This window comes from Rhizobium ecuadorense (genome assembly GCF_001187535.1).
GTDB classification, from domain to species: Bacteria; Pseudomonadota; Alphaproteobacteria; order Rhizobiales; family Rhizobiaceae; genus Rhizobium; species Rhizobium ecuadorense.
The window spans coordinates 146,453-161,139 of the sequence record NZ_LFIO01000074.1; the positions used below are offsets into that span (position 1 = coordinate 146,453).

Consider the following 14,687-nt stretch of genomic DNA (forward strand, 5'->3'; position numbering starts at 1 on the left):
CCTTTCGCGCGCGCCCAAACTTTTCTCAGCTGGGAGGCTGCCTGCCCGTCACGCGTAGCGCACCTCCACGCCGAGCTTGTCCAGCCGGTTGCGGATGCTGTGCGGCATGTTGCTGTCGGTGATGATCAGATCGACGCGCGACAGCGAGAAGGCTTTGGAGGAGGCGCCGATGTCGAACTTGCTCGAATCCGCCACCAGCACAACGCGCCGGGCCATACGAACCAGGTTGCGCTTGGTCCGCGCAATATCCTCGGAGACATCGACGACGTCGAAGGCCTGATCGATCGCGTGGGCGCTGACAAAGGCCTGGTGGGCGACGAGCCCGCCGACCGCCTTGTCGGAATCCGAAACGATCGTGCTGACGGTGCTGGGAAACACCCGGCCGCCGATCATGTGCACGTCGAGCCCCGGCCGGTACATCAGATGCTGGGCGATGTTCATCGCCGTCGTCGCCACCACGACGTTGTTGACCGGCGGCATCTGCATGGCCACCTGCAGCAGTGTCGAGCCGCTGTCGAAGACGATCGACTGGTTGTCGATGATCTGCCGCGCGGCCATCTGGGCAATGCGCCGCTTCGCATCGAAATTGCGCTGCATGCGCTCCTCGAAGGCTGCGGCCGGCGAGTCGGACGGCAGGGCGATTGCCCCGCCATGCGTTTTGATCAGCTGCTTCTTCGCGTCCATGATTTCGAGATCGGAGCGGATCGTGACTTCCGAAACCTCGAAGAATTCCGCGAGCTGGCGGGTGCGGGCCTGACCGACCCGTTGAAGTTCCAGCATGATCTGCTGCCGCCTCTGTTCTGCAAGCATGTGCGATCCCGGCTGCCGCGCGCCTCGTTGCGATAAGGCGACTTTTGAAAAACGAAAGACAGCCGTCTGATGGCGCGGCCTGTGCCCCACAAATAGCCCTAGCGGGCAAAAAATGCACGTCAAAAATTCTCTTTCCGCGTGAAAACGAAAGAATTCGAAATATTGAACATTTGTTTGTTTTCGAGTTAGGATTTTCTCAACAACGACGCCGGCACTCGCAACGCCGCAATCGCAAAGGAAACATCGCCATGGGTCTCGGAACCAAAGTCCGCCTCGCACGCCTGTTCTCGAACCCATCGGGGCATCTGTTCGGGGGCGCGGTCGATCATTTTGTCGGTTACGGCAATGTTCGTGAGGGCGGGCTTGCCGATCTGCCGGGCGCGCTGAGACGCGTCATGGCGGGTGGCCCCGACTACATCAGCATCCAGCCCGGCGCTGCGCGTCACCTCTGGTCGGATTATGCCGGAAAGGCGGCCCTCGTCATTCAGGGCGGCTGCTTCACCGCTGACGACAGGATTCGCCAGCTCATTGCCACCCCGGAAGACGCGGTGCGTTATGGTGCGGACGCTCTGGCCGTCGCCATTCCGGTGCGCGGCGCCACCGAGGGAGAGTATATCCGCTGGCTGACCGATACGGTCAACGCCGCCGCCCGCTACGAGATGCCGGTCGTTGCCCATGTCTATCCCCGTGATTTCTCCGACGGCGGCAAGATCGTCTTCACCCCGGATGAAATCGCCTATGCGGTGCGCATCGGTTTCGAAGCCGGCGTCGACGTGATCAAGGTCGGCTATACCGGAGATTTCGAATCCTTCCGCGAGACCGTCGCGACCTGCCCGGTCCCGGTGGTGATTGCCGGCGGCCCGAAGACCGATACGCTGCTTGGCGCGCTCGTCCAGACATCGGAAGCCTTGCGCGCCGGCGCCAAGGGCGCGGTCGTCGGCCGCAACCTCTGGGGCCACGGCGATACGACCATGGCCGCACGAGCCTTCAAATTCGTCATTCATAAAGGCATGGCGCCGGAGGAGGCGCTGGCGGCTGCCGGCGCTTGAGACGTGTCGCGCCCGCTCCAGGTTCTGGGCTTCGGCGCCCTTGCCATCGATGACATCATCTATGTCGATCGGGGGCTTTCGGCCGGCAAGGGAAAGGTGACCAAGCGGGCCATGGACCATGGCGGCAACGTGGCGACGGCCCTTGTCGCTGTCGCCAGGCTTGGTGGGCGCGCCGGCTTCATCGGCTGGCTCGGCGAGGATCCCGCAGCCGATCCGGCCGGCACCGAGCTCGAGCGCGAGGGCGTCGACATATCCCTGGCGCCGCGCCATGCCGCTGCCGCGCCGATCCGCTCGGTGATCACCGTCGGTCCTGACGGCGACCGGTTCATAGCCTATGACGACGATGTGCTGCACGGGACGTCGGATGCACTGCCCGACGATGTTTTGATGCAGGCCCCGGTCCTGCTGATCGATGGCTATGCCGTACACTCGGAAAGGGTGGTGGCACGGGCGCGCGCTCTTGGCCTTGCCGTGATAGCCGATATCGAATGGACGGTCGGTGCCGAGACGGACCGGCTCCTCGCCTGCGCCGACCATCTGGTGCTGCCGCTCGCTTTCGCCAGGGAGTATACCGGTGAAGGTGATCCGGCGACCATTCTGGAGAAACTCTGGTCAGCGGAGCGGTCCGCTGTCGTGCTGACCGATGGCGAACGAGGGACCTGCCTTCGTCAGAAAGGCGATCCCACCCGGTGGCATTTGCCGGCCTATCAGGTTCAAGCGGTGGACACGACCGGCGCCGGCGACTGCTTTCACGGCGCCTATGCTCTTGCCCTTGCCGAGGGAAAGAGCCCGCTTGATTGCGTAGCCTATGCCACAGCGGCTGCCGCCATTTCCGTGACCGCGCGGGGAGGGCGCAGGGGCCTGCCGGACAACCGGACCTGCCTGGCATGGATGGCAGGGGAAAATGCACCGGCGCCGCGCCCGATGCCGGGATGTCACGATTAGCGCGCCGTTGATAGGTGTCGACCTTGTTGGCCGCCCGAGCGGAACCACACGCCGATCGTAGGGTTTGAAAGAGCCTTCAACAGCTGCCGTACCGGCTATAAAAATTACGCGCGTAAAAAAATATTAGCGCGCAAATAAATTGAATTAATGTGAACAATTTCAATATGATATGCTGACACATAGATAACGTATGGCGAAATCACCTCGATTCTTCTGTTGACTTTAAAGCTCAGGCCTGAGCCTTCTTATCGAAAGGATCGGAGGTGGCGGGGAGCGCCGGTCGAAGACGTGAGCGGATTGATACGGGAGGATGAGACGTGGCTGTGGTTGTACTGGACAAAATCTGCAAGACCTACGGAAACAGCTACCATGCGATCAAGGATCTGAGCCTGACGATTCATGACGGCGAGTTTCTGATTCTGGTCGGTCCGTCCGGATGCGGAAAATCGACGGCGCTCCGCATGATTGCCGGGCTTGAGGAGATCAGCAGCGGAACCTTGAGCATCGGCGGTCAGGACGTCGTCGATCTTGCGCCCAAGGACCGGGACATTGCCATGGTCTTTCAGAGCTATGCTCTTTATCCGCACATGACCGTGTTCGACAACATCGCCTTTTCGATGAAGCTGGCGGGAAAGAGCAAGGCCGAGCGAACCAAGCGCGTGCACGAGATTGCCAAGATCCTGCAGCTGGAAACCCTGCTCGGCAACAAGCCCGCCCAGCTTTCCGGCGGCCAGCGCCAGCGTGTCGCGATGGGGCGCGCCATGGTCCGTGAGCCCGCGGCATTCCTGATGGACGAACCGCTCTCCAACCTCGATGCCAAGCTGCGTGTTCAGATGCGCGCCGAAATCGCAAGCCTGCAGCGACAATTGGGGGTGACGACGATCTACGTGACGCACGACCAGACCGAAGCCCTGACCATGGGCGACCGTATCGCCGTGCTGAAGGGCGGCGTGCTTCAGCAGGTGGACACGCCCAAGGCCCTATATCACCGCCCGGTCAATGCCTTCGTCGCCGGCTTCATCGGCTCGCCGTCGATGAACCTTTTCGAGGGGCGTCTGGAGGGTATGCGAATCCATTTGCCGGGTTTTTCCATCCCCTTGTCCGACGGCGTCTTCGAGCGGGCGCCCGGTCTTTCCGCCTTCGAGGGAAAGGCATTGATCTTCGGCGTTCGGCCCGAGGATCTCTATGACAGCCAGCTGCCCTCCGGAGCCTCCTATCCGACGATCCCGGTTGTCGTGAAGTCGATAGAGGAGCTTGGCTCCGAGTTGATCGTGCATTTGAAGATTGACGCGGTTCGGATCGACTCGGGCGACCCCGATGCCGTCGAAGACTTGAGCGGTGCCGCCAACGCCGTTGCCCGCTTCGAAGCTGTCAGCACGGTCGAAACAGGCCAATCGATCAATCTGGCAATCGACCCGGCGAAACTTCATTTTTTCCATCCTCAAACACACATGGCTTTGAACTGACGAGGCAGAGCCGGCAGGCGGGTGATGTCGGGGTTGATTTCCAGAGAGCCATGCCATTCGGCGCCGAAACCGGCGTTCATCTTCAACATTCGATCCAGAGGGCTTATCGATGCCAGCAAAACAGGAACGGCGCCTCCGCATCGGCGTACTGGGAGCCGGCCAGATTGCCCAGGCCGCGCACTTCGAGAGCTGCACGAAGGCTATGAATGCCGATCTCTATGCGATCTGCGACGTCGCCGAGGATCTGCGCGAACGAATGGCGATCACCCATGGGGTCGGTAAAACCTATAACGACTACGACAGGATGCTGGCCGATCCCGACCTCGATGCGGTGATCATCGCCGCCGCCGATGCCTTTCACGTCCCGGCCTCCATCCGCGCCCTTCAGGCGGGCAAGCATGTGCTGTGCGAGAAACCCGTCGGGGTCACCGTCGAGGAATGCCTTGAATTGAAGGCTGAAGTCGAGAAGTCGGGAAAGGTGTTTCAGGTCGGGCATATGAAGCGTTTCGACGCCGGGCTCCAGGCGGCGAAATCCTTCATCCGCGACGAGATGGGCGAGATGGTTGCTTTGAAGGCATGGTATTGCGACAGCACCCACCGCTATCCGATGACCGATGCGGTCCAGCCGCTGATCGTTGCCAGCGCCAATGCGCGAAAACCCGCCGCCAATCCGAAAGCCGACCTGCGCCGCTACTACATGCTGGCGCATGGTTGCCACCTGATCGACACGGCGCGTTATTTTGCCGGCGACATCGTTTCCGTCACCGCGCGGCTGAGTGAGCGAGCCGGCATCTGGTGCTGGTTCGTCGACGTGGAGTTTGCCTCCGGTACGCTCGGCCACCTCGATCTCACCGTCCAGGTGCGCATGGACTGGCACGAGGGTTTCCAGATCTATGGCAGGAACGGCAGCATTTTGGGCAAGACCTATAACCCGTGGTATTACAAAACCAGCGAGGTCGACATTTTCCGAGAAGCCGATGGCGCGACCCATCGCGTTCTCGGTGCCGACGGTCATTTCTATCGCCGTCAGGTCGAGGGCTTCGCCCGCACCATTCTGGATGGCGCAGTGATGGAAGGCGCCGACATCGATGATGGCCTGGCCTCCGTACGGGCCATGGTCGCCGTCGCGCGCTCCGTCGAAACCGGCAAGCCTGTCGCGCTCACCGACGTCACGGGTGGCGTGTGATGAAGCTCGGCATCTTCGCAAAGACCTTCGAGGGAACGGAACCCTCGACCGTCCTCAATGCGGTCGCCCGGGCCGGCTTCGCCGCAGCACAATACAACATGGCCTGCTCGGGCCTGCCGCCGATGCCGGAGACGATTACCGAGGCTCAAGCGCGCGCGGTCACCGAGGCGGCGCAGAGCAGTGGTGTCGAGATCGTCGCCGTTTCCGGCACCTACAATATGATCCATCCCGATCTCACCCTGCGCCAAGCCGGCCTTCGCAACCTGGCGACGCTGGCCGCGCGCTGCGCCGGTATGTCGACCGCCCTGATCACGCTCTGTACCGGTACACGTGACCCCATCGACCAGTGGAAAGCGCACGCCGACAATGACACGCCGGAGGCCTGGCGCGATCTTCTCGAAGCCATGGGGGCGGCCATCGAGATCGCCGAGCGCTATAATGTGGATCTGGCCATCGAGCCTGAGCTTGCCAATGTCGTCAACTCGGCTGAGAAAGCCCATCGGCTGATCGCAGCGCTCAATAGCCCCCGCGTCAAGATCGTCCTCGATCCGGCTAATCTTTTCGAGGTCGCAACGTTGGATGAGCAGCGGCGCATCGTTTCCTCAGCCATCGATCTTCTCGCCGATCGGATCGTCATGGCGCATGCGAAAGACCGCAATCCCGACGGCAGTTTCGCGACCGCCGGCAAGGGCGTTCTCGACTACGCGCATTATCTCGGCCGTCTCAAGGCAATCGGCTTTGGCGGCAGTCTCGTCACGCACGGTCTTTCGGCCTCGGAGGCGGCCAATGTGGCGTCCTTCCTGAAAAGGGCCCTCGACGGCGACGGCGCAGGGAGAGGACGATGAGACGGGCTGAACCGTTCGAAACCAGCGACGGAACCATTCTCAACGTCGATATAGCGGGCGAGGGCGCGCCGGCAATATTCCAGCACGGCCTCTGCGGAGACGCGGCGCAGACGGATGAAGTCTTTCCGCGCGAAAGCGTATATCGCCGGGTTACGGTCGAAGCCCGCGGCCACGGGCGTTCCGGGGCCGGCAATGTCGAGCGGTTGTCGATTTCGGCCTTCTGCGATGATATTGCCGCTTATATCGAGAAAAACCTTGCGGCGCCGGTCGTGATCGGCGGCATTTCGATGGGGGCCGCGATCGCCCTGCGTCTCGCCGTCAAACGGCCCGATCTCGTCAAGGCACTGATCCTGGCAAGGCCGGCCTGGCTGACGGCATCGGCGCCGGACAATATGGCGCCCAATGCCGAAGTCGGGCGGCTTCTGAAAACCCTGCCACCGGGCGAGGCAAAGCAGGCATTCCTTGCCGGGCCGGTTGGCGTGCGGCTCACCGCCGAGGCGCCGGACAATCTCGCCTCGCTTGCCGGGTTTTTCTCCCGCACGCCTCTGGATATGACCGCCGAACTGCTGATCAGGATCTCAAACGACGGCCCTGACGTCACCGACGCGGAGGTCGGCAATCTCGCCCTGCCGGTGCTCGTCATCGGTCATGATCGCGACAGCATCCACCCTCTCGGGCATGCGCGTGCGCTTGCCGCGCAGATTGCCGGCGCGCGTCTCGTGCAGATCACGCCGAAAACGGAGAGCCGTCCGCAATATGTCGCCGACTTCAGGCTTGCCGTCGGCAATTTTTTAAAGGAGCTCTGAAACAATGCCCGTCCCCTCCAAGACCTGGATCGCCGATCTTCCGAAGGATCGACTGATTGCCGAGTTCTCCGTCTGGTCGGCCGATCTCATGCGTCTCGCCGATGATCTCGCACGTGTCGATCCTCACGTCGACATCCTTCACATCGATGTCGCCGACGGCCATTTTGCGCCGGCGATGTTGTTTTTCCCCGATCTCGTCGCCGGTGTGCGCAAAGCCTCCGCGCGCCCGATCCATGTTCACTTGATGGTTGCCGACAGCATTATCCTGTCGCAGATCGAGCAGTTCGCCGATGCCGGCAGCGACCTGATCAGTCTTCATGTCGAAAACGAAAGCGTCGCCGACCAGGCTCTCGATCTTCTCGATCGCCGCGGTGTCGCAGCCGGCATGGTTCTCAAGGTCGATACCCCCGTCGAGCGGATCGAGACATATGTGTCCCGGCTGCGTTTTGTGACGCTGCTCGGCACGGCGATCGGCGTCAAAGGTCAGGGCCTCGACAAGAAGGCCGGCACCCGGCTTCAACAGGCAAAGCAGATCATCGCCGGCTGCGGTGCGGCCGATCGGATCGTGCTGGCGGCCGATGGCGGCATTCGCGAGCATACTGTGCCTCTGCTTCGCCAGTCCGGTGCGGAAACGGTCGTTCTCGGTTCCCTGGCTTTCAATGCGCCGTCGCTCGATGAGCGGATGGCATGGATGCGCGCACTCTAACCGGCGGTCTTCACATGCAGCAGGTTGCCATTGGCATAGACCTCGGCGGAACGCAGGTGCGCGCCGCCCTTGTCGACGAGCAAGGCAGGATCCTGATGCGATTGGCCGAGCCAACGGATGCGCTGGCCGGCCCCGACCGGGTGCTCGCCCAGATTTGCGGCCTCGCCGATCGGCTGCTTGCGGCATCGAAGACGGCTTCGGTCGTGGGCGTCGGCGTATCCGCCCCGGGCCCGCTCGATACGGTTGCCGGTGTTGCGACCGATATCCCGACCCTTTCCGGCTTCGTCGATTTTCCGCTGAAGGCGGAGCTGCAGGCGCGGTTTCCGTTTCCGGTCGATCTCGAAAATGACGCCATTGCCGCGGCGATCGGCGAGTGGCAGTTCGGCATCGGCAAGGGGCTTGATAACCTCGTCTATGTCACGGTGAGCACCGGGATCGGCGGCGGCGTTATCTCGGACGGTCGCGTGGTGCGCGGCCGCAAGGGCATGGCAGCCCATGTCGGCCACATGTCGGTCATGCCGAACGGAGACCCCTGCCCTTGCGGCAACAGGGGCTGTTTCGAGGCCTATGGATCCGGACCGGCTTTTGCGCGGCGCGCCCAAATGCGGGCGCTGGAAAGCCGAGATACAATGTTAGGCAGCAACGGCGGCGCCATCGACAGCCGCAGCGTTTTTGCGGCGGCTAGAAATGGCGATCGGCTCGCCAATCAACTGGTCGACGAGGAAGCGGAAATTCTCGGACGCGGCTTCACCAGCCTGATCCACATCTTCAGTCCCGATATCATCGTCATGGGGGGAGGGCTCTCCCACGAGTTCGACCGTCTGCAACCGGGCATTCAAGCCTATATCGGCCAATGGGCGATGCCGGCATTCAAGGATGTCAAGGTGATGCTGGCGGCATTGGATCAGAACTCGGGTCTTGTCGGCGCGGCGGCGCTGGCGTTCCTAGCGGGGAAGGTCGCTCCGATCGATCATCTTTAGAGAACACTCGGATCCTGTGCGCGCAGAGAGGTTGCTCCGTCAGGGCGGTGGGGCGGTACTTTCCCTGAGGATCAGTTCGACCGGCCACAATTCATGGACCTCATCCGCGGCGCGTCCGGCAATGAGCTGCAGCGTTAACTCGGCACAGCGCGTGCCCGCGGCACGCATCGAGGATCGCGTCGTCGAGAGCGACGGCACCATGTTTTCGGCCGTCAGATAAGGGAAGACGTCGTCATGGGCGATGACCGATACATCCTGTCCCACCGTCATCCCGAGCGAGCGGACGGCGCGGTAAACACCGAGCGCCGTCATCGTGGAGCCCGCGACGATGGCGGTCGGCGCATTCGCTCTCTCGAGGAAGGAGCGGGCATGGCGAAAGCCGCTTTCGTCGGAGAATTTATCGCAGACCATCAGGTTGGGATCGGCAGTCAGCCCACGCTCCTGATGGGCCAGCCGAAAACCCTGTTCGCGATGGATCGAATAGGTCTTGCCCCTGAGGCCGTTGATCATGGCGATGCGCCGGTGCCCGAGGTCGAGCAGGTGTTCGGTGGACCTGCGCACCGCATTTTCATTATCGATATCGAGCCAGGCGTGAACGTGTTCGGTCTCCGAGCGGCCGTGAACCAGGAACGGCAAGCCCAGGCTGCTGAGCAGCTCAATCCGCGGGTCCTTGGGACGAGGCGAATGAATGATCATCGCATCCACCCGGCGGCTTTCGACCAGGCGCCGGTAGGCCTGCATTTCGTCGTCGTCATTGTCCGCGGTAATCGGCGTGATGAGAATGTCGGTATCGGCAGTTTCCAGGCGTTGCGCCATGCCCGACATGAATTCGGCGAAATGGATTTCTCCCGACCGCGCCATCATGACGCCGATCGCCCCGGCTCTCCCGGTCTTTAGCCGCACGGCATTGATATCGGGGCGATAGCCGAGCCGCATTGCTTCGCTTGCAACCCGCGCACGCGTGGCTTCGCTCACCTCTGGGTAGCCGCTGAGCGCACGGCTGACCGTCGTCGGAGAAAGTCCAAGCTGCTTTGCAAATTCACGAAGTTTCATCGGATGTCTTCTTTGTCCAGGCAATCAATGGACGATGCGTTGGCGATGCGCAACCGCCACCTATCCAATCAGATAATAATTGAAATCGATTTCAAATAAATCCGCTTGGAGCGTGGCCCTTGGGCGCCTTAAACTTTCTCTTAAGCTGTATTTTGCACCAAAATCACCGATATTTGCAACGGTAAAGTGCTCATTTAGCGGGTTGACGCCGTCCATGCCTTCTGCAATGTTCTGTTGGCCAAATCGATTTCAATTTCTGGGAGGAGATCATGAAAAAGTTTGCTTCAGGCCTGTCCGCGCTCGGCGTCGCCATTGCGGTCGCCGGCCCGATCCACGCCGCTGAAATTTCATTTGCCGCCAACACCACGGGAAAAAACGTCGAATTCCTCAACAAGCAGCTGGGGATTTTCGAGAAGGAGACCGGCAATCAGGTCAAGCTCGTCACCATGCCGTCATCGAGCAGCGAGCAGTTCTCACAATATCGCCTGTGGCTTGCCGCCGGAAACAAGGACATCGACGTCTATCAGACCGACGTCATCTGGGCGCCGCAGCTTGCCGACCAGTTCATCGATTTGAAGGAAGCCACCAAGGACGTCGCCGGTCAGTTTTTCCCGTCGATCATCGCCTCGCAGACGGTCAACGGCCGGCTCGTGGCGCTGCCGCTGTTTACCGACGCTCCGGCGCTGTTTTACCGGAAGGACCTGCTTGAGAAATACGGCAAGCAGCCTCCGAAGACCTGGGATGAGATGGCCGCGACCGCCAAGGAGGTTCAGGATAAGGAACGCCAGGCAGGACAGAAGGACCTCTGGGGCTACGTCTTCCAGGGCAATTCCTATGAAGGGCTGACCTGCAACGCGCTGGAATGGGTGAAGTCATCGGGCGGCGGCCAGATCGTCGAGCCGGACGGGACGATCTCGATCAACAATGAGAAGGCGGCGGCTGCGCTTGAACGCGCCAAGGGCTGGATCGGCACGATCTCACCCCCAGGCGTGCTCGCCTATCAGGAAGAAGAATCGCGCGGCGTCTGGCAGACCGGCAACGCCGTCTTCATGCGCAACTGGCCCTATGCCTATTCTCTCGGCAATGGCGCCGACAGTGCCGTGAAGGGCAAGTTCGACGTCATGACGCTGCCGGTCGCGGCGGCCGGCGACAAGCCGTCCTCGACGCTTGGCGGTTGGAACCTGGCGGTTTCGAAATATTCCGAAAAGCAGGAAGCAGCCATTGCGCTGGTAAAATTCCTGGCGTCGAAGGACGTCCAAAAGGCGCGCGCCATCGAGCTGTCCAACTTGCCGACGCTGAGCGACCTCTATGACGACAAGGATGTTGCCGCCGCGCAGCCCTTCATGCCGAACTGGAAACCCATCTTCCAGGATGCCGTGCCACGTCCGTCGGCGACCGCCAAGGTCAAGTACAACGAAGTGTCTTCGAAGTTCTGGACCGCGGTGCACAATACGCTGTCCGGCAGCGGCTCGGCGGCTGAGAACCTCGAGCTTCTCGAAGCCGACCTCACCACCCTCAAGGGCGACGCCTGGTAAGATTCCGGCCGGCGGCTGTGAAGCCGCCGGCCCGGTTTCGGACGAGCGAACGGGGAGAGGTGTTTCATGACTGAAATCGTAGTTTCGCAAGCAGTTGAACCCAGGATATCCAATCTCAGAGCCTCCACGGAGCTGCGATCCGAGCGTGTTCGGTCGGCGTGGATGTTTCTGGCACCGACGCTGCTGATCCTGGCGATCGTCGCCGGATGGCCGCTGTTCAGAACGATCTATTTCAGCTTTACCAATGCGTCGCTCAACGACCTCGGCAACGCGCAATTCGTCGGCTTTTCCAATTATCTGTCGTGGGTGACGCTGAAGAGCGGAAAGACCGTCTATCGCGGGCTGCTTGCCGATCCGGTCTGGTGGAAAGCCGTCTGGAACACGGCCAAATTCACCATGCTTTCGGTCACGATCGAGACCGTGCTCGGATTGATCGTCGCCCTGGTGCTGAACGCACGTTTCGTCGGGCGTGGCGTTGTTCGGGCCGCGATCCTCATTCCCTGGGCGATCCCGACGATCGTCTCGGCCAAGATGTGGGCCTGGATGCTCAACGACCAGTTCGGCATCCTGAACGACATCCTGCTTGGCTTCGGGCTTATCACTGAGAAGATCGCCTGGACCGCCAATCCGGAGACGGCGATGATCGCCGTGCTGATCGTCGACGTCTGGAAGACGACGCCCTTCATGGCGCTTCTGATCCTTGCCGGGCTGCAGATGGTTCCGGGAGACATCTACGAGGCGGCCAAGATCGATGGCGTCAATCCGATAAAAGTTTTCTGGCGTCTGACGCTGCCGCTGATCCGGCCGGCCATCATGGTTGCCGTGATCTTCCGGATGCTCGATGCGATGCGCATATTCGATCTGATCTTTGTGCTAACGCCCAACAATGCGCAGACGAAAACCATGTCCGTCATGGCGCGCGAGAACCTGTTCGACTTCGACAAGTTCGCTTACGGCGCGACCGCCTCGACGGTGCTTTTCCTGATCATTGCCTCCGTCACCATCCTTTATATCTGGCTCGGCCGCGTCAGGCTCGGCGGGGAGGAACGCTGATGATGCTGTCGCTCACCAAGAACACGCTCTTCTACCTGCTCGTCACGGTCATCGTCGTCATTGCGGTCTTTCCGTTCTACTATGCGATCCTCACGAGCTTGAAGACCGGCACGGCCCTTTTCCAAGTCGATTATTGGCCGACCTCGATCTCGTTCGGCAACTATTTTTCCGTGATGGGGCAAGGTGGGTTCGTCCGCAGCCTCGCGAATTCCGCAATGATTGCCTGTGTCGTGGTTTCGGCGTCGCTGTTGCTCTCGATCACCGCTTCCTTCGCCTTGGCACGGGTGCACTTCCGCGGACGGGCGCTGCTGATGCTGACCATCCTTTCGGTGTCGATGTTTCCGCAGATTGCCGTCCTTGCCGGCCTGTTCGAGCTCATTCGCTGGATCGGCATCTTCAACACGCCCTTCGCGCTGATCTTTTCCTACATGATCTTCACGCTGCCGTTCACCGTCTGGGTGCTGACCACCTTCATGCGCGAGTTGCCGATCGAGATCGAGGAGGCGGCGATCGTCGATGGCGCCTCGCCATGGGTCATCGTCACCCAGGTGTTCATGCCGCTGATGTGGCCGGCGCTGGTGACAACAGGGCTGCTCGCCTTCATTACCGCGTGGAACGAGTTCCTTTTCGCGCTGACCTTCACATCGTCGGATACGCAGAGAACCGTCCCGGTCGCCATCGCCCTGCTTTCGGGCAACAGCGAGTTCGAGATCCCGTGGGGCAACATCATGGCGGCGTCGGTGATCGTCACCGTGCCGGTGGTCGTGCTCGTTTTGATATTCCAGCGCCGGATCATTTCGGGGCTGACCGCCGGCGGCGTCAAGGGTTGAGGGAGTAAGACATGGCAGAGATCCGACTGGAGAATATCCGCAAGAGCTTCGGCGCTTTCGAGGTGATCAAGGGCGTAACGATGGACATCCGCCGCGGCGAGTTCATGGTGTTCGTGGGCCCGTCGGGATGCGGCAAGTCCACGCTGCTCAGGCTTATCTCCGGCCTTGAGGACATTACGTCGGGAACGCTTTCTTTCGACAACGTGATGGTGAACCGGCACGCGCCGTCGAAGAGAGGGATCGCCATGGTGTTCCAGTCCTACGCGCTCTATCCGCATATGACTGTGTTCGACAATATGGCTTTCGGCATGAAACTGTCCGGGCGCACCAGAGATGAATGCCGCAAGCGCGTTGAGCAGGCGGCCGGCATGCTGCAGCTCTCATCTTATCTGGAGCGTCTGCCGCGGCAGCTTTCCGGTGGCCAGCGTCAGCGCGTCGCAATCGGCCGGGCGATCGTCCGCGATCCGAAGGTCTTTCTCTTCGACGAGCCGCTGTCCAATCTCGATGCGGCGCTGCGCGTGGCGACGAGGCTGGAAATCGCCAAGCTTCATCGCAGCATGCACAATACGACGATGATCTATGTCACGCATGATCAGGTCGAGGCCATGACGCTGGCGGATCGGATCTGTGTGTTGCGGGACGGCGTCGTCGAGCAGATCGGTACGCCGCTGGAACTTTACGAAAGCCCGAATTCGCTCTTCGTTGCCGGCTTCATCGGCTCGCCGAAAATGAACTTCCTGTCGGGCGAGCTGGCAGACCCCTATGGCAGCCATACGATCGGTGTGCGCGCGGAGCATGTTCGCATCGCCCCAGAGGCGCCGGTTTGGAGCGGCACGGTCGTCCATTCGGAAATCCTCGGCTCCGACAGCTTCGTCTATGTGGATATCGGAACGGACGAGCCGCTCATCGTGCGCGAGGCCGGCGTCTCTCGCCACGAGCCGGGCCAGATGCTTGGCCTTGCCCCGCTTGCCGGCCATGTCCACCGTTTCGACCGTTCGGGCCGGGCGCTCGAGCGGCAATCCATGCAGGCTGCCTGACCTTCCCAGGATCGACGTTCCTCCCAAGGCTCGATCCGTTTTTAACGACAAGGAGAAAATGATGACCATTCGCACTATTGTGTGGGGTGAAAACATCCACGAGAATACCAATGAGATCGTCCGCGGCATCTATCCCGAGGGCATGCACACGGCGATCGCCAATGCGCTGAATGCCGACCCCGCCATCTCGGCGACGACCGCGACGCTGCAGGAGCCGGAACACGGGCTGAGCGAAGCCCGGCTTGCCGAAACCGACGTGCTGACCTGGTGGGGCCACAAGGATCATGGCGCGGTCTCCGACGTCGTTGTCGAGCGCGTCGCCAGGCGGGTGTGGGAAGGCATGGGCCTGCTGGTGCTGCATTCCGGCCATTTCTCCAAGATCTTCA

Annotated in this window: 16 protein-coding genes; 13 read left to right on the forward strand and 3 right to left on the reverse strand. The window is 61.3% G+C overall.

Annotation, left to right across the window (positions count from 1 at the left end; all coding sequences use genetic code 11):
• Positions 1-48 precede the first annotated feature (48 nt).
• Positions 49-810 (reverse strand): DeoR/GlpR family DNA-binding transcription regulator, encoded by a 762-nt coding sequence (locus AF337_RS03715; protein ID WP_049731115.1) that lies wholly within the window; start codon positions 808-810, stop codon positions 49-51.
• 248 nt (positions 811-1,058) lie between these two features.
• On the opposite strand from AF337_RS03715, the gene AF337_RS03720 reads away from it, so the two are divergent.
• From AF337_RS03720 to AF337_RS03755, 8 genes are all read left to right on the forward strand, one after another.
• The gene (locus AF337_RS03720) at positions 1,059-1,859 is read left to right on the forward strand and encodes a beta/alpha barrel domain-containing protein (RefSeq protein WP_049731116.1); all 801 of its coding nucleotides are present in this window, start codon (positions 1,059-1,061) and stop codon (positions 1,857-1,859) included.
• Between the two features lie 3 nt (positions 1,860-1,862).
• Positions 1,863-2,804 carry a PfkB family carbohydrate kinase gene (locus tag AF337_RS03725; RefSeq protein ID WP_049731117.1) on the forward strand — a complete coding sequence of 314 codons (942 nt, stop codon included), beginning with the start codon at positions 1,863-1,865 and terminating at the stop codon, positions 2,802-2,804.
• Positions 2,805-3,121: 317 nt separating this feature from the next.
• Positions 3,122-4,270 carry an ABC transporter ATP-binding protein gene (locus tag AF337_RS03730; protein WP_049731118.1) on the forward strand — a complete coding sequence of 383 codons (1,149 nt, stop codon included), beginning with the start codon at positions 3,122-3,124 and terminating at the stop codon, positions 4,268-4,270.
• A 109-nt stretch (positions 4,271-4,379) separates the two neighbouring features.
• Positions 4,380-5,456, forward strand: coding sequence for a Gfo/Idh/MocA family protein (locus tag AF337_RS03735; protein WP_049731119.1), 1,077 nt, complete (start codon positions 4,380-4,382; stop codon positions 5,454-5,456).
• On the forward strand, positions 5,456-6,301 hold the full coding sequence (locus tag AF337_RS03740; RefSeq protein ID WP_049731120.1) for a sugar phosphate isomerase/epimerase family protein: 846 nt from the start codon (positions 5,456-5,458) through the stop codon (positions 6,299-6,301). Before AF337_RS03735 ends, AF337_RS03740 begins: the two co-directional genes overlap by 1 nt.
• On the forward strand, positions 6,298-7,107 hold the full coding sequence (locus AF337_RS03745; RefSeq protein ID WP_049731121.1) for an alpha/beta fold hydrolase: 810 nt from the start codon (positions 6,298-6,300) through the stop codon (positions 7,105-7,107). Before AF337_RS03740 ends, AF337_RS03745 begins: the two co-directional genes overlap by 4 nt.
• A gap of 4 nt (positions 7,108-7,111) precedes the next feature.
• Positions 7,112-7,813, forward strand: coding sequence for a ribulose-phosphate 3-epimerase (locus AF337_RS03750; protein ID WP_049731122.1), 702 nt, complete (start codon positions 7,112-7,114; stop codon positions 7,811-7,813).
• A gap of 14 nt (positions 7,814-7,827) precedes the next feature.
• Positions 7,828-8,793: an ROK family protein gene (locus AF337_RS03755; protein WP_049731123.1), complete on the forward strand. Its 966-nt coding sequence runs from the start codon at positions 7,828-7,830 to the stop codon at positions 8,791-8,793.
• Positions 8,794-8,832: 39 nt separating this feature from the next.
• Here the strand turns inward: AF337_RS03755 and AF337_RS03760 are convergent, their stop codons facing one another.
• Together AF337_RS03760 and AF337_RS43130 are read right to left on the reverse strand one after the other, a co-directional pair.
• A complete protein-coding gene (locus AF337_RS03760) occupies positions 8,833-9,846 on the reverse strand; it encodes a substrate-binding domain-containing protein (protein WP_049731124.1) in 1,014 nt (337 codons plus the stop codon).
• Between the two features lie 60 nt (positions 9,847-9,906).
• Positions 9,907-10,062, reverse strand: a complete 156-nt coding sequence (locus AF337_RS43130) for a hypothetical protein (RefSeq protein WP_160320235.1) — start codon at positions 10,060-10,062, stop codon at positions 9,907-9,909.
• Positions 10,063-10,115: 53 nt separating this feature from the next.
• Between AF337_RS43130 and AF337_RS03765 the strand changes: the two genes are divergently transcribed.
• From AF337_RS03765 to AF337_RS03785, 5 genes are all read left to right on the forward strand, one after another.
• Complete coding sequence (locus AF337_RS03765; protein ID WP_049731125.1) at positions 10,116-11,381, forward strand: ABC transporter substrate-binding protein; 1,266 nt, start codon at positions 10,116-10,118, stop codon at positions 11,379-11,381.
• Positions 11,382-11,447: 66 nt separating this feature from the next.
• Positions 11,448-12,434: a carbohydrate ABC transporter permease gene (locus AF337_RS03770; protein WP_049731126.1), complete on the forward strand. Its 987-nt coding sequence runs from the start codon at positions 11,448-11,450 to the stop codon at positions 12,432-12,434.
• The gene (locus AF337_RS03775; RefSeq protein WP_049731127.1) at positions 12,434-13,264 is read left to right on the forward strand and encodes a carbohydrate ABC transporter permease; all 831 of its coding nucleotides are present in this window, start codon (positions 12,434-12,436) and stop codon (positions 13,262-13,264) included. Before AF337_RS03770 ends, AF337_RS03775 begins: the two co-directional genes overlap by 1 nt.
• Positions 13,265-13,275: 11 nt before the next feature.
• A complete protein-coding gene (locus AF337_RS03780) occupies positions 13,276-14,301 on the forward strand; it encodes an ABC transporter ATP-binding protein (protein WP_049731128.1) in 1,026 nt (341 codons plus the stop codon).
• Between the two features lie 61 nt (positions 14,302-14,362).
• Positions 14,363-14,687: ThuA domain-containing protein (locus AF337_RS03785; RefSeq protein WP_193393565.1), on the forward strand; the 325-nt coding region annotated here is incomplete at its 3' end.

Excerpts from the sequence above, each read along its gene's own strand:
- AF337_RS03770 (WP_049731126.1), top strand. The coding sequence starts at position 11,448 with ATGACTGAAATCGTAGTTTCGCAAGCAGTTGAACCCAGGATATCCAAT.
- AF337_RS03750 (WP_049731122.1), top strand. The coding sequence starts at position 7,112 with ATGCCCGTCCCCTCCAAGACCTGGATCGCCGATCTTCCGAAGGATCGA.
- AF337_RS03715 (WP_049731115.1), bottom strand. The coding sequence starts at position 810 with ATGCTTGCAGAACAGAGGCGGCAGCAGATCATGCTGGAACTTCAACGG.
- AF337_RS03780 (WP_049731128.1), top strand. The coding sequence starts at position 13,276 with ATGGCAGAGATCCGACTGGAGAATATCCGCAAGAGCTTCGGCGCTTTC.
- AF337_RS43130 (WP_160320235.1), bottom strand. The coding sequence starts at position 10,062 with ATGGACGGCGTCAACCCGCTAAATGAGCACTTTACCGTTGCAAATATC.
- AF337_RS03720 (WP_049731116.1), top strand. The coding sequence starts at position 1,059 with ATGGGTCTCGGAACCAAAGTCCGCCTCGCACGCCTGTTCTCGAACCCA.
- AF337_RS03775 (WP_049731127.1), top strand. The coding sequence starts at position 12,434 with ATGATGCTGTCGCTCACCAAGAACACGCTCTTCTACCTGCTCGTCACG.
- AF337_RS03745 (WP_049731121.1), top strand. The coding sequence starts at position 6,298 with ATGAGACGGGCTGAACCGTTCGAAACCAGCGACGGAACCATTCTCAAC.
- AF337_RS03765 (WP_049731125.1), top strand. The coding sequence starts at position 10,116 with ATGAAAAAGTTTGCTTCAGGCCTGTCCGCGCTCGGCGTCGCCATTGCG.
- AF337_RS03740 (WP_049731120.1), top strand. The coding sequence starts at position 5,456 with ATGAAGCTCGGCATCTTCGCAAAGACCTTCGAGGGAACGGAACCCTCG.
- AF337_RS03760 (WP_049731124.1), bottom strand. The coding sequence starts at position 9,846 with ATGAAACTTCGTGAATTTGCAAAGCAGCTTGGACTTTCTCCGACGACG.
- AF337_RS03735 (WP_049731119.1), top strand. The coding sequence starts at position 4,380 with ATGCCAGCAAAACAGGAACGGCGCCTCCGCATCGGCGTACTGGGAGCC.
- AF337_RS03755 (WP_049731123.1), top strand. The coding sequence starts at position 7,828 with ATGCAGCAGGTTGCCATTGGCATAGACCTCGGCGGAACGCAGGTGCGC.